13 protein-coding genes are annotated in these 12,427 nt (G+C 64.4%); 7 read left to right on the forward strand and 6 right to left on the reverse strand.

Translation table 11 applies throughout. The annotated features are described in order from the left end of the window. Positions 1-82: 82 nt before the first annotated feature. On the reverse strand, positions 83-868 hold the full coding sequence (locus tag LB526_RS11430; protein ID WP_224607304.1) for a ThuA domain-containing protein: 786 nt from the start codon (positions 866-868) through the stop codon (positions 83-85). Between the two features lie 201 nt (positions 869-1,069). Between LB526_RS11430 and LB526_RS11435 the strand changes: the two genes are divergently transcribed. Beyond that, positions 1,070-1,828: a DUF4239 domain-containing protein gene (locus tag LB526_RS11435; RefSeq protein WP_224543998.1), complete on the forward strand. Its 759-nt coding sequence runs from the start codon at positions 1,070-1,072 to the stop codon at positions 1,826-1,828. Positions 1,829-1,830: 2 nt separating this feature from the next. On the opposite strand, the gene LB526_RS11440 is transcribed toward LB526_RS11435, so the two are convergent. From LB526_RS11440 to LB526_RS11455, 4 genes are all read right to left on the reverse strand, one after another. Continuing rightward, positions 1,831-3,072, reverse strand: coding sequence for a glycosyltransferase (locus tag LB526_RS11440; protein ID WP_224543997.1), 1,242 nt, complete (start codon positions 3,070-3,072; stop codon positions 1,831-1,833). A 238-nt stretch (positions 3,073-3,310) separates the two neighbouring features. Further along, the gene (locus LB526_RS11445) at positions 3,311-4,837 is read right to left on the reverse strand and encodes a tlde1 domain-containing protein (protein ID WP_224627680.1); all 1,527 of its coding nucleotides are present in this window, start codon (positions 4,835-4,837) and stop codon (positions 3,311-3,313) included. 612 nt (positions 4,838-5,449) lie between these two features. Next, entirely contained in the window at positions 5,450-5,914 is a 465-nt protein-coding gene (locus tag LB526_RS11450; protein ID WP_224627681.1) for a DUF2231 domain-containing protein, read from the reverse strand. A gap of 232 nt (positions 5,915-6,146) precedes the next feature. Continuing rightward, entirely contained in the window at positions 6,147-8,003 is a 1,857-nt protein-coding gene (locus LB526_RS11455) for a DUF4396 domain-containing protein (protein ID WP_224627682.1), read from the reverse strand. Positions 8,004-8,193: 190 nt separating this feature from the next. Here LB526_RS11455 and LB526_RS11460 point away from each other — a divergent pair, with 190 nt between their 5' ends. The 3 genes from LB526_RS11460 to LB526_RS11470 all read left to right on the forward strand — a co-directional run bounded on the left by LB526_RS11460 (position 8,194) and on the right by LB526_RS11470 (position 10,261). Further along, positions 8,194-8,427: a hypothetical protein gene (locus LB526_RS11460; protein ID WP_224627684.1), complete on the forward strand. Its 234-nt coding sequence runs from the start codon at positions 8,194-8,196 to the stop codon at positions 8,425-8,427. Between the two features lie 65 nt (positions 8,428-8,492). Then, complete coding sequence (locus LB526_RS11465) at positions 8,493-9,701, forward strand: multicopper oxidase family protein (protein WP_318013264.1); 1,209 nt, start codon at positions 8,493-8,495, stop codon at positions 9,699-9,701. A 26-nt stretch (positions 9,702-9,727) separates the two neighbouring features. Further along, positions 9,728-10,261: a cytochrome c gene (locus LB526_RS11470; protein WP_224627685.1), complete on the forward strand. Its 534-nt coding sequence runs from the start codon at positions 9,728-9,730 to the stop codon at positions 10,259-10,261. 151 nt (positions 10,262-10,412) lie between these two features. Here LB526_RS11470 and LB526_RS11475 read toward each other — a convergent pair whose 3' ends face one another. Next, positions 10,413-10,574: a hypothetical protein gene (locus tag LB526_RS11475; RefSeq protein WP_224524829.1), complete on the reverse strand. Its 162-nt coding sequence runs from the start codon at positions 10,572-10,574 to the stop codon at positions 10,413-10,415. A 224-nt stretch (positions 10,575-10,798) separates the two neighbouring features. On the opposite strand from LB526_RS11475, the gene LB526_RS11480 reads away from it, so the two are divergent. The 3 genes from LB526_RS11480 (at position 10,799) to LB526_RS11490 (ending at position 12,161) form a co-directional block, all read left to right on the forward strand. Then, entirely contained in the window at positions 10,799-11,221 is a 423-nt protein-coding gene (locus LB526_RS11480) for a hypothetical protein (RefSeq protein WP_095767120.1), read from the forward strand. 409 nt (positions 11,222-11,630) lie between these two features. Further along, positions 11,631-11,864: a hypothetical protein gene (locus LB526_RS11485; RefSeq protein WP_095767121.1), complete on the forward strand. Its 234-nt coding sequence runs from the start codon at positions 11,631-11,633 to the stop codon at positions 11,862-11,864. A gap of 150 nt (positions 11,865-12,014) precedes the next feature. Further along, positions 12,015-12,161: a hypothetical protein gene (locus tag LB526_RS11490; RefSeq protein ID WP_095767122.1), complete on the forward strand. Its 147-nt coding sequence runs from the start codon at positions 12,015-12,017 to the stop codon at positions 12,159-12,161. Positions 12,162-12,427 lie beyond the last annotated feature (266 nt).

The following is a 12,427-nucleotide window of genomic DNA, read 5'->3' on the forward strand; positions in this document are numbered from 1 at the left end:
TTTGGTTCGATTCAATAACGGGGGGAGAATGTGACCCGGGCGCTGTTTTGGCGCAATCCCAAACGAAGCGGAGAGGCGCTTTTTAGCGGAAGCCGGCCTCGCCATGCGCATGCAGCCTGGGCCCGCGCTCCTCGATCGGCTCCAGCGCCTTTTCCACCGGCACGTTCGGCGCGTCGAGGATGGCGGGCTTCGCCCCTTGCGGGTTGTGCGCCCACTTCACCGCATTGCGCAGGACCTTCTGCACGGTGGCGTCGTGATAGGACGGATAGGTTTCGTGTCCGGGGCGGAAGTAGAAGACATTGCCGGCGCCGCGCCGGTAGGTCAGGCCCGAGCGGAACACCTCGCCGCCCTGGAACCAGGAGATGAAGACGGTTTCCAGCGGCTCGGGCACGGCGAACTGCTCGCCATACATCTCCTCGTTCTCGAGCTCGAAGAACTCGCCGACGCCTTCGGCGATGGGGTGGCTGGGGCTCGTCACCCAGAGCCGCTCGCGCTCGCCGGCCTCGCGCCATTTCAAAGTGCAGGGCGTACCCATCAGCCGTTTGAAGATTTTCGAGAAATGGCCGGAATGGAGGATAATCAGCCCCATGCCTTGGAAGACGCGCTTCGCAACGCGTTCGACCACTTCGTCGGCCACCGCGCCATGGTCCTTGTGGCCCCACCAGACCAGCACGTCGGTTTCCGCGAGGCGGGATTCCGGCAGGCCGTGCTCCGGCTGCTCCAGCGTCGCGGTCGAGGCTGATATGCCTGCGTCGGTGTTCAACGCCGTGGCAATGGTCGCGTGCATGCCTTCCGGATAGATCGAGGCCACCACCTCATTGGTCCGCTCATGGATGTTCTCGCCCCAGACGACAGCGCGAATTGTCATGGATTGCCTCGTGAGTGATTGGGAGCCGCCCCGCGCCATAGATAGCGCCTTCGCCCGGCATTGGAAGCGGTTTTCGCAATGCGGTGAATGCCGGCGGAGTCATCATCCTGTGGTCTGCGCCGCCACGCTCCTTGCTTCGCGCTGGATGATGAGTTCGCGAGGCCGATTGGCAAGCTTCCCTTCCCGTGCGCAATATTGGCCATGGGCGAAGTGCTTGTAGGCGCAGCGATCTTTGCTTGTCTGGCCGGGGCCTCGCTGGTCAGCCTGATGGTGCACGAGCGTTTCCCTGCTCACCACCTTCAGGACGACACCAGCGCAGTGGTGCGGCTTGCCGCGAACCTGTTCGTGGTGATGTCGTCGCTTATGCTCGGCCTGATGATCAATTCAGCCAAGAACACATTCGAGGCCATCAACGGCAACGTCCACACCTTCGCCACCGATCTCATCCTGCTTGATCGTACGCTTCGACGTTACGGACCGGAAGCGGACAGCGCCCGGCAATCGCTGACCGCATACGTCCAGCGCGTCGTCGACACCTCTGCCGCCGACAGCGACACGACCGTCGTCCCGAACAGGCTGGCGGAACTGCTGCTCAATCAGGTCGGCGACATTCTGGCGGGATTGACGCCGGCGGATGCCAGGCAGACCGCCGCACAACAGGCCGCGACACAGCAACTGCAGAAGCTGATCGAGCAGCGCTGGATACTGGCCGAACAGTCCGAGGGCGCCATACCCGCGCCGCTGATCGTTCTGCTCGTCGCCTGGCTGACGCTGATCTTCGCCAGCTTCGGCTTCCGGGCGCCGCGCAACGGCACCATCGTCTTCACCTGCCTCGTTTCCGGGGCGCTGGCCGCCGCGGCGATCTATCTGATCGTCGACATGGACAGCCCGTTCTCAGGCCCGATCCAGGTCTCGCCGGCGCCCCTGCAACGGGCGCTGGCTGAACTGACGACGCAATGAGTTTACCGGCCGGGCTGGCCGAGCAATTCGACCAGCAGTCTCGCCGCTGCCTTGGCGCCGTCGGTGCGGATCATGCCAGCGATAGTGCTCGCGCGGGCGCCGGCCGCCAGCGCCGTCTCCAGCGCCGCCGACAGCGACTGCGCCGTCGGCACCTGGCCGTCATGCGCGGCCCCGATGCCCAGCTCGGCCGCCCGTCTTGCCCAATAGGGCTGGTCTCCGATCTGCGGCACGATCACCTGCGGCGCTCCCGCCCGTGCGGCGGCGACGGTCGTGCCGGCGCCGCCGTGATGGATGACGGCGGCGACGCGGCCGAACAGCGCCTGCTGGTTGACCTCGCCGACGGCAAAGCAGTCGTCGCGATCGTCGACGGGGCCCAACTCTGCCCAGCCATGCGCGAGCACCGTACGGAGGCCCTTGGCGCGGATCGCCTCGATGGCGGCGGGGCCGGCTTCGCTCGCGACCGATATGGAACCGAAGCCGACATAGACCGGCCGCGGGCCGGCATCGAGGAAGGCTTTGAGCCGGTCGGGGAGGGGCCGCTCGTCCGGCAGGATGAAGGCGCCGGTCTGCACGGCGTCGATCAGGTCCGAGCCTGGCCAAGGTCCCAGCGTCGGGTCGCAGGCGAGCAGGACGGGATTGCCGTAGACATAGTCCCGGACATTTTCCATCGGGGGCAGTCCGAGCGATGCGCGATGGCCGTTGATCGCCTCGCCGAAGAGGGCGTTCTTGGTCCGGATGTCCAGCTCCCACAGCAGCCGGTTGTCGGTCACGCCGGCCGGCAGCGGATGGCCCGGATATTCATGCGGCCGGTTGTGCGGCGATGGCAGCCAGATAGGGCAGAACGTGCCCAACATGTAGCGCATGCCGCACTGCTCCGCGACCAGCCGCGCGGCGGCGCAGGACGGGAAGAGGCCGAACGCCACCACCGCATCGCAGCCTTCGGCGGCCGCGCTCAGCGCCTCATATTGCCTGGCGACGATCTCGGCCGCCTGGCCGGAAATGAGCCGGGCCCGGTCTTCGGGCGAGGCCGATCGCGACCGATTGACCATTTCCTTCGCCCATTCGCGCACCGGCGCGAAGGCCGGTGCCAGCGGCACGCCGGCGCGGGCCAGAAGGGCGGCAAACTCCTCGTCGCCCGGTGCGCTGACCCTGGCCTCGACGCCATGCGCCTGCAAAGCCGCGCCCAACGCCGCCAAAGGCTCGACGTCGCCGCGCGAGCCGTAAGTCGATAACAAGATACGCATTCCATGCTCCGTGTCGTTTTTCGGAGCAGCGTTGATACGCCATGGCCGGGGGCTTGCCGCAAGCCCCGGGCTGCGCCATATCTACCTTCTGGGAAGGGTCGTTGCTGCGTCCTCGGTCGCGTCGCTATTCGAAGCGGCGACGACATACCAAGCATCCGCGCGGATCAGCGCGAAGCCCTTCGGATCGGCAAGTGGGGATCGGCCAGTGCCGGCGACAGGCTCGCCGGCCGGATAGGGTTTAACCCTGGCGGCCTTCCTGGGCGACCCGGGTGGGGGAGCTTGTGAGGCGCGGGACGACGACGAGACGCTTGATCTTGCCGTTTTTGTAGGCGGCAAGGAAGCGGTGATAGTCCTTGAAGACGACGCAGCCATTGGATTCCGCGCGGCCGCCGCGCAGCATATAGGTGTGCGCGAGCAGGCCGTTGCGGCCGTATTTGTTGTTGCCGCTGGTCGGCGTGAGCCTGATTGCCTCGACCCCGTGAAAGCGCGACTCGCGCATCGACAGATTGTAGGTGTCGGGCGGCGTCGGGCCGACATTCTTGCGGTTGACGAAGCGCGGCTGGTCGACCATCGAGCCTAGCCCTGAATGCGCTTCCAGTTTCGAGCCGTCGGGCATGTAAACGGTCCTCGCCGAAATATCGTAGACGGCAACGCCATTGCCCGTCGTGGGTCCATTGAAAAGGTTGCGGAACGCGCTGCCGAGTCCTCCGCGCTCCGGCGTGTCCGGCTTGGCATAGGCGAGCATCTCGGACGCCTGCGCCTTGCGCTTGCCTGGCTTGGAGTCGGTCACGAGCGGTTTCGAGTCTGTCACGCCCGGCAGGGCCTGGTCGCCGTTCCTCGGCGAGACCGCCGTCGGTGCGCCTTGCGCGATATCGGCAGCGGCCGGCCGCGGCTTGGCCTTGGCAACCGGCGGCTTCGCGGCTTCGGGCTTCTGCGTCCTGGCGGCGTTTTCTTCGGGCGCTTCGGTGGCGCGTTCGAGCGTGGCGCGCGGGCGAAGGCCGGGCACGGCAATGGTGTCGGGCAGATCGTCCTGCGGCGGCAGCGAGGCGACCTGGTAGGCGCCATCCTTGCCGTTGTCCGGTTTGGCGGCGACATCGGGCGCGTCGGCGTTTTCGAGCGCGACGGCGGTCGGAAGGTCGGCCGTGTCCTCCGGCGCTATGTTGGCAAGCGCCAGCGCCAAGTCGGAAGCGCCGGCGATTTCGGCCGGCCGCGAACCGAAGCGGGCTTCCGCCGGGGCTCCCGGCAGCGCGCCGCCGAAGCGGCTCGCCGTAGGCAGGCTGGCCAGCAGGAACGGCGCCTTCTCGGCGCGGGCAAAGGCATCGGCAAGCTTTTGCGGCGAAAGCGCGGCGCGCTTTACAACGCCGTCGAAGCGGTCGACGGCCCCGGCGGCCGAAGCCACCACGACGTTTTCATGCGCGACGCTATCCGGCGCCGGCAGCTTGAGGCGCGCCGTCTTGCCGGCGTGGCCTTCTTTCTTCAATTTTTCAGGAGCTTGGCCGTCATGCCTGAAGCTTGTCGCGAGGCTGAAGCAGCCGGAGTCGCAGCCGCCGGTGAGCGAGCCTGCGTTGTAGCCGCCATTGACGGCAAGGTGCGGCGCCCAGGCGTTGGCGATCTGCCGGCGCTGGTCGCCAAGCGCGATGTTGCGCGGCGAAAGCAGGCCTTGCGGCAATCCGTTGGAAGCGGCGGTCAGCGAGGCGCTCACCGAATGGAGCCCCGCCAAGGTGGCGGCGGACCACAGCACGAGGGCGGCGCCGACAGCAGGCACCACGACCCAACGATGACCAGACTTTTGCGAAGTTACCCCCCCATGAGGAGCGTCACCCCGGTTCTTCAAACGCAAAAACGCCATACGACCACTCTCAATCGGCATGCCGGTTTGCGGACCTGGCACCCGTCACGATCACAGTTCGCTGGTGCCCCCTGCACCTTCACGCGTCTGTTGCCGATTGATTCAAAAGATGGACAAAGTCGGTTAACCAATCCCTCCACCAATCGCCGATTTGGCGACGGTCCATACGAAAAAAGAGCCCTCCATGATCTATGCCACGGTAAAAATGCTCTTCCTCACCCGCTTTGCTGCCCGTTTTTCCGGCCTCTGTCAAGAAAACGTGAAGGCTGGAACCGCAGCATCTCCAGCCGGCTAGAGGCCGATTGGGGTCAAAATGCGACGGTCTGAAGAATCGCGGAACGAGCCGGTCGCAAACCTTTGGACCAGGTTTTGGGAGTGCCGGCGGCCGGCGCGGTCTCCTTATTGCGAGGATCGCCCTAAAAAGCCACCCGCTGACTGCGGGCGATCTGAACGCCAACCGACTCTCGCGGCCTTGCCGTTACCGTGCGTGGGTTGGTTGCCGACCGAGCAGCGACAAAGCCGGAAACGTCAGCGCCGTTCGTCAGGGCTGTCGGCGACACCGACATGGTGCCGATAGACCATCTCCCAGCCCTTCCATCCGGTAAACAGAAGGATGAGAACCACGAGCAGGGACAGCGCGAGGCCGACCGGAATTACGGCTGCATCGCCATGGGCATAGCGCGAATACCAATTGTAGAGCTGTATGAGAACGACAAGCACATTGCCGCCGGCGTGAAGCCATGTATCCCGAAGATTGCGGATCTGGTCATCGCCCAACACATCCGTCAGGCCGGCAACAGCAGCCAGGGCCGCCATGATCAGGCCGGCCCCGAGAAGCCAGAGCGAGCCTGTCACCCAACCGGGATTGCCCGTTCGCCAGAAGATCAGGTCGCATACCAAGGTGGCGACGAAAAACGCGATGGGAAAGGGGATCAGCATCGGATGGATCGGATGGCCGCCGATGCTTGCCGTGCTGCGCGGATAGTGGGTCATGGCGACGCCTCCAAGCTAGCTGGGCCGACCGACCCTGCCCAACGGAGCTGGCCAGCCGCGACAGAGAACATGAAACCCCGGCGGCGGTGGAATGTTCCATTGCGCGCCGGCCGCTCGCGGCGCCGCGCCGACGTCTTTGCGCCAATGAACCGCGAAGCTCGGCTGTTTGTCGGCAGAAGCTTTTCGGTGCTCGGTTCGGTCCCAATGTAGCCGACCGACGGTTCGGTCTTCATCAGCGAACGTCGATGACGACCATCAGACCGCCGCCGCCCTTCTCCTCGGCATTGTTATTCGTGGTGTGATGCGGGATGTGGCAGTGAATCAGCCACTTGCCCGGACGCCTCGCTGTCCAGACGACGTCATATCGCTGGCCCGGTCCGACATTGACCGTATCGGCAAGAAAACGTGCGGCGGCGGGAATCGTCTCGCCGTCGCGGGCGACCACTTCGAACGGGCCGCCATGGATGTGCATCGGGTGTATGAAGCCGTTGTTGGTGCCGATGAAGCGGACCTTTAGCGTCTCGCCGACCTTCATATGAATCGTATCGGTCGACGGATAGGCCTTGCCGTTGATGGTGAAGAAGTTCGGCATGCCGCCGTCCATCGGCATCGATGGATAGGTCAGGCCTTCGCGGACCAGCCATTCCTGCAGCTCGATGACATAGTCGTGGTCGGCGGCGACCTCGTCGGCGGGATTGGCGGGATCGATGATCAGCGCGCCATAGAAGCCGAGTGCCTGGGTGCGGTCGGGCTTGGCGTGCGGATGATAGAAGTAAGTGCCGTGCTGGGTGGCGGTAAACTCGTAGGAATAGGTCTGCCCGGGCTCGATCGGCGCCTGGGTGATCTCGGCCGGTCCGTCCATCTGATTGGGCAGGATCAGGCCATGCCAGTGCACCGTTGTTTCCTCCGGCAAGGCGTTGGTGACGTTGATGCGCACCCGGTTGCCCTGACGGATATGGATGCGCGGGCCCGGAATCTGACCGTTATAGGCATAGGCGTCGACAGTCACGTCCGGCAGGATGTGCCAGCGGATCACCGACGGCCTCAGCTCGAACACCTTCACGCCGTTTTCCATGCGGAACGGCAGGTCTTGGTCGCCCTTCGCAGCCAGATCGTAAGATGCGCTCACCAGCCGAGGATCGGCCGCCGCCATGTCGCGCATGGCATCGGCCGGCGTGTTGCGGTCCATGATCATGCCCTGGGGCATGATCACTCCTCCGACGTCGCGGGCCGAGAGCCTGAGATTCAGCCAGTTCGCAGGCGCCGCCACGCCGATCGCCAGGGCGAGCGCAGACACCGCACCGAGCGCCGCGATTTGCGGTGTGGTCGCGTCGGAGCCCATGTGATGGCCGGCGGCGCGCTGTTCGCCCGCCGGTTCGTGGCCCTGCCGGGCATGGCCGTGCCCGCTCGCTTCGGCCGGTTGCGGGCGCTCGGTCGTCAGCCCGTGCTTGAGGCCGCGCGCGACCAGCCAGACATTGGCGGGATAGGCCAGCGTGAAGCCGGCGATGACGCCCAGCGACATCACGCCCCAGAACAGAAGTTCGGTGGGCTCCATGGCGCGCATGTCGCGGCCCATCATCAGAAAGCTCATGACCGGCGCCATGCCGGCCATCATGAAGTTCATGGAGATGAACTCGGGCAGGAAGCTCTTCTTCACATTTTCCCAATAGCTGCCGCCCATCATCGATTTCATGAACAGCGATTGGAAGATGAACAGGCCGAAGGCAAAGCCGGCGAGATATTCGACGATGAGGTCGAGCCACATCGGCAGGCCGAGCATGGCGGTGACGACCGCGGCAAGGATGATCCCGGTGGCGTCGCCGGCGACACAGTGGATGGTCGAGCCGACGCCCTGCTTCCAAAGAGGCTTTGTGAAGGCCTCATGCTCGCCGGGGCGCGGTTCCTTGTCGGCCAGCACATAAAGCAGCAGGCCGAGCGGGCCCTTATAGAGCGTCACCAGGATGAAGCCCCATTTCATCACCACCGGCTCGGGATTGTTGCGATATTGGTCGAACCCGACATAGAGCGTCGAAGCGGCCGCGAACACAAACCAGGCAGCGAGGAAATAATCGATCGGTTGGATGAGCATGATGTGGCCTCTGCTCGATGAAACGGCTGGTTGCATCCCCGCGGATGAACGTGGCCGGGGGCCACTACGATCCATCTTGCGGAATTTGCGGCTCCAAGCCTTCGATCGAGCTTGACCTTCCAGCAACTGGAACCCTTAGCGTTGGCGGCGAGGCCTGCGGCGGGCTCTCAATCGAGATCGAGGAGAGGAAATGCATCGACGCGGTTTTCTGGCGGCAAGCCTGGCGACGGTTCTGGCCAGCCCGCGCGCGCTGGCGCAGATGAAGATGGACGACATGTCGAACATGCCCGGTATGAACCATGCCGGCCATGACATGGGCGCGATGGGTCAAGGCCCCGTGGCGCTGCCCCAGAACCAGCCCTTGCGCGAATTGCCGCTGCTGGCGAATGAAGCGGCCGGGCCGGCCTGTTCAAGGCGAGGCTGACAGCAGAGTCGGCCACGGCGCGCTTTGCCGCCGACCGGGACACGCCAATTCTTGCTTATAACGGGATCAGCCCAGGACCGCTGATCGAGACCCAGGAGGGCGACCGCGTCGAGATCACCTTCGCGAACCGGATCGAGGGCGAGCCAAGCACCATCCACTGGCATGGCATGCCGGTGCCGGGGGACCAAGATGGCAATCCGATGGACCCGGTGGCGGCGGGCGCCGACCGTGTCTACGCCTTCGAACTGCCCGAAGGCTCGGCCGGCTCCTACTGGTATCATCCGCATCCGCATGGTCGGACGGCCGAGCAGGTTTATCGCGGCCTTGCCGGTGCGTTCGTCGTCAAGGCCAAGGCCGATCCGATCCCGGCCGCCTATGGAGACACCACGCTCTTCCTAACCGACCTTCGCCTCGCCGCCGACGGTTCAATGCCCGAAAACACCATGACCGACATGATGAACGGCCGGGTCGGCGATCACGTGCTGGTCAACGGCCAGAAGAACCCGCGGCTCGCCGTGGCAATGGGCACGAAACGGCGCTTGCGGCTCTACAATGCCACCAATGCGCGCTTCCTGAGGCTTGCTTTCGTCAACGCGGCAATGACGGTGATCGGCAGCGACGGCGGCCTGATTGAGGCGCCGGTGGCGGCCGACGAGATCCTGCTCAGCCCGGCCGAGCGCGTCGAGCTGGTCGTCGCTTTCGACAAGCCGGGGACAGCAATCCTCACCACGCTCGACTACGACCGCGGCTGGATGGGGCCGGGCCGGCCCGAGGACAAGGGGCTCGCCCTGCTGACGGCCGACGTCTCGGACACGCAGGCCGGGCCGATGCCGCCGCTGCCCGAGCGGCTGCGGCCGATAGCGCGATTTGGCCAGCCGACGGTTAGCCGCCGTCTCGTCTTCACCGAGACCATGGCGATGAAGCCCACCGGTATGGAGATGGGTTTTCTGATCAACGGCATGGCGTTCGACATGGGGCGCGTCGATATCATCGCCAGAGCCGGTGACACCGAGCTCTGGGAGATCGTCAACCAGGCCGACATGGACCATCCTTTCCATCTCCACGGCACGCAGTTCCAGCTCATCGAGCGCGAGCGCGACGGCAAGGTCTCGAAGCCGCCCTATCTGGCATGGAAGGACACGGTCAACGTGGCGCGCGGGGAGACGGTGCGGCTCGTCGCGCGCCAGGAGCGGCCAGGGACGCGCATGTATCACTGCCACATCCTCGAGCATGAGCAGCTGGGTATGATGGGCGTCGTCGACGTGCAGGCATGAGGTCTGGCATCGTTTGCGCGGCCGCAGTGCTGGCCTTCGCCGTGTTGCCGGTAGCCGCACCGTCGCTGGCTCGGGACCCGGACAACGCGATCGTTACGACGCGCCAGGCCGCGATGAAGGAGATGGCGACCGCAGCCAAGGCCATCGCAGAGATGTTCGACGGCAAGCGCGCCTATGAGCGGGCGGCCTTCAAGGCAGCGGCGGGCACACTCAGCGCCCGCACCGGCGGTGCTCTGATTGCAGAATTCCCGCGGGGCACAGTTGGCGCGCCGTCGGCCGCCAAACGGGAGATCGACCAGGCCCGGCCGGAGTTCGAGGCGCTCGCCCGCCATATCGGCCGGCTTGCCAATGCGCTCGCCGCCAAGGCCGGGAACGCGCCCGCCGAGATTACTGCCGACATGCGAATGACGGGACCGCCCGTAGACGGCGGCAGCCTGCTTGGCAAGCGCCCGGGCGTCGCCGAGGCCGATCCCGCAAAAATGCCGGCGGAGCATCTCCTGCACCTCATTCTGCAGGACTGCACGAGCTGCCATTCGAAGTTCCGGCGGAAAATCGAATGAGGCCGGATGCGTTCAGTTGCAAGACCTGTGGGCGAGGCGAAGAGGAGTTCGGTGGCAGTTGGCTTGCCGCCACATTCGCGACGATTGCCCTAGGAAGTCACCCTGCCAGGCGGGCGGGGGGACCTCGGTGCGGCACAGAACAGTCAGTCATTCACTTGCTGCCTTGCTGTACTGCCCCGGGCACGATCAGAGCGCCCTGGTCAGGTCCCGAAAATTTGAAGCCGATAAAAAACAGGACGATGATGAGAACGCAGATTGCCAGCACCGTGACGAGGGTCCTTCTCGGGTTTTCGGCTGGCGGTCTGTCTTCCATGGCAATTCGCCTCGGACTCTAAACTCGGCGACAATGCCGGGGTTCCCAACGCCGCGCCGACCAACGGACTGGCCGAACCACGTCAGGACGCGGCTTTTAGCGGAATGTTCCTAACCAATACGGTGCGGGCCTGCGCTTCCGAATTCCCAGCATCATACTTGCGTCTGTGCTAATATATAACGATTACGCACTTTCGTGCGTAGCCAACATATTGGGAGGATGCGATGAAAACCATGAATCGCAGGTCTGCAATTGCTCTCAGCATGACGGCCGCCGCGGTCACGCCCTTGTTCACCCTGATGGCATCCGCAAAGACCAAGAAATACGGTCCGAAGGATGGCAAGGAGATAGCGCCCGGCATCAGAGTGGTTGAGGTAGGCACCGGCAATTCCGACATTCCCGCCTACAAGAGCATTTCAATTGTCGACGTGGTCTTCCAGCCCGGAGCGCACGCGCCCGCAATGGTGATGGACAACGACATGGTATGCACGATTACGTCGGGCGCTTTCACGATCAAGAAAAAGGACAAGGAATTCAAGCTCAAGGAAGGCGACATGTACACCTGTTCCAAGGGCAAGACCGACGAGGCGACGAATACAAGCAAGGAGGTGGGCGTGCATCGCATCGCCGTCTTGATACCTGCCTAGCAGGCCGGCCATCCGGCCGGACGATCGGTTGCCATCGCCAGTCCAGCCGAGGCTTGGGAAAATTCGCGCGGAAGACGATGCGCGAGGCGCGCCTTAGCCGAACCAGGGACCAACCTCGTCTTGCCGCTGAGTTGTGCGCCCAAGGTCAGCGCTTGCGAGACAATTGCGGAGCGCCGCCTCTATCAAGGCGGCGCCGGCGGGGCCAAGGGCCAGCCGGGCGATGACCGCGGCGACATGGACGCGCATTGTGAACAATCCCCTCCAGGCCGCCGCGTAGCGTCTGCCGGCGGCGTGGCGCCGCCTCGCGATTCTGAGAGAGGCGGCTCCGAGTCCGCGAGGGGCATCACAAAAATGACGCGCTCTCACCGTTATATGCCAGGCTGGATGCGCTAAAGCAGGGTTCATCATTATGGATGCCAGCGAATTGCAGGCCATAGGCGATACGCTGATGCGCGTCGTCACCCCCGATATGAAACCGAAAGACCTGCTCAAGGCGGTGCGAAAACTGCACCCGGACGCCAAGAAGAGGGATATTGCCCGTGCGGCCTTCCACGCCATTATCGCCAACGCCGACCAGGATCCCGGCAAGTCGCGCAACCTTCAGGCCTTCGCGCTTGCCGAGCGTACCCAGCAATCGGAATAAATTGCCGCGAATTGTAGTTTTGGGCTTGCCGGAAATTTAATAAGCGGCCTCTAATTTAATGGCTTAGCCGGCAGCTGGAGCCAATTCCAGGAAAAAGTGTGTCACGGTTTTCCGTCCGGAATTACCCTAGCCCCAACCGGTAATGAGCCCATGACCAAGAACCTCGGCAATGCCAAACCCAGCGCTCCTGCCAAGGAGATGAACCCCTCGCTGTTCGGCAAGGCCGCGCCGGCATTGTTTCCGCTGCTCGTCGCGGCGCTTGGCTATCTCATTGGCCGGCATTTCTTCGGCTTTTGACGCGGCGGCGTTCGGCACACTATTTCCAGTCGGTCCAAGCGCAATTGTCGTCTCGACTATCCTCCTTGCAGCTTTGGTCCTAGGGCCTAGGTCGTTCTTGTCCTTGGCCGGGCCCAAGCGCATGCTGGTGGCAGCCGGCGGCCTCGCAAACTCCGGTCAGGCCCGGCCGCCGAACCCAGTATCACCCCCCCAAAGGCTGCCGGGCCGCCGCCTATGCGGCGAATTCTTCCGCGCTCGCGCACCGCCAACTGCCGCACTGCCTAAAT

Origin of the sequence: Mesorhizobium sp. CA6, assembly GCF_020165035.1 — a bacterium.
GTDB lineage: Bacteria > Pseudomonadota > Alphaproteobacteria > Rhizobiales > Rhizobiaceae > Mesorhizobium.

Coding starts and splice junctions, on each gene's coding strand:
- LB526_RS11490 (WP_095767122.1), top strand. CDS start 12,015: ATGACCAAGAACCTCGGCAATGCCAAACCCAGCGCTCCTGCCAAGGAG.
- LB526_RS11435 (WP_224543998.1), top strand. CDS start 1,070: ATGGGCGAAGTGCTTGTAGGCGCAGCGATCTTTGCTTGTCTGGCCGGG.
- LB526_RS11475 (WP_224524829.1), bottom strand. CDS start 10,574: ATGGAAGACAGACCGCCAGCCGAAAACCCGAGAAGGACCCTCGTCACG.
- LB526_RS11460 (WP_224627684.1), top strand. CDS start 8,194: ATGCATCGACGCGGTTTTCTGGCGGCAAGCCTGGCGACGGTTCTGGCC.
- LB526_RS11450 (WP_224627681.1), bottom strand. CDS start 5,914: ATGACCCACTATCCGCGCAGCACGGCAAGCATCGGCGGCCATCCGATC.
- LB526_RS11440 (WP_224543997.1), bottom strand. CDS start 3,072: ATGCGTATCTTGTTATCGACTTACGGCTCGCGCGGCGACGTCGAGCCT.
- LB526_RS11430 (WP_224607304.1), bottom strand. CDS start 868: ATGACAATTCGCGCTGTCGTCTGGGGCGAGAACATCCATGAGCGGACC.
- LB526_RS11485 (WP_095767121.1), top strand. CDS start 11,631: ATGGATGCCAGCGAATTGCAGGCCATAGGCGATACGCTGATGCGCGTC.
- LB526_RS11455 (WP_224627682.1), bottom strand. CDS start 8,003: ATGCTCATCCAACCGATCGATTATTTCCTCGCTGCCTGGTTTGTGTTC.
- LB526_RS11480 (WP_095767120.1), top strand. CDS start 10,799: ATGAAAACCATGAATCGCAGGTCTGCAATTGCTCTCAGCATGACGGCC.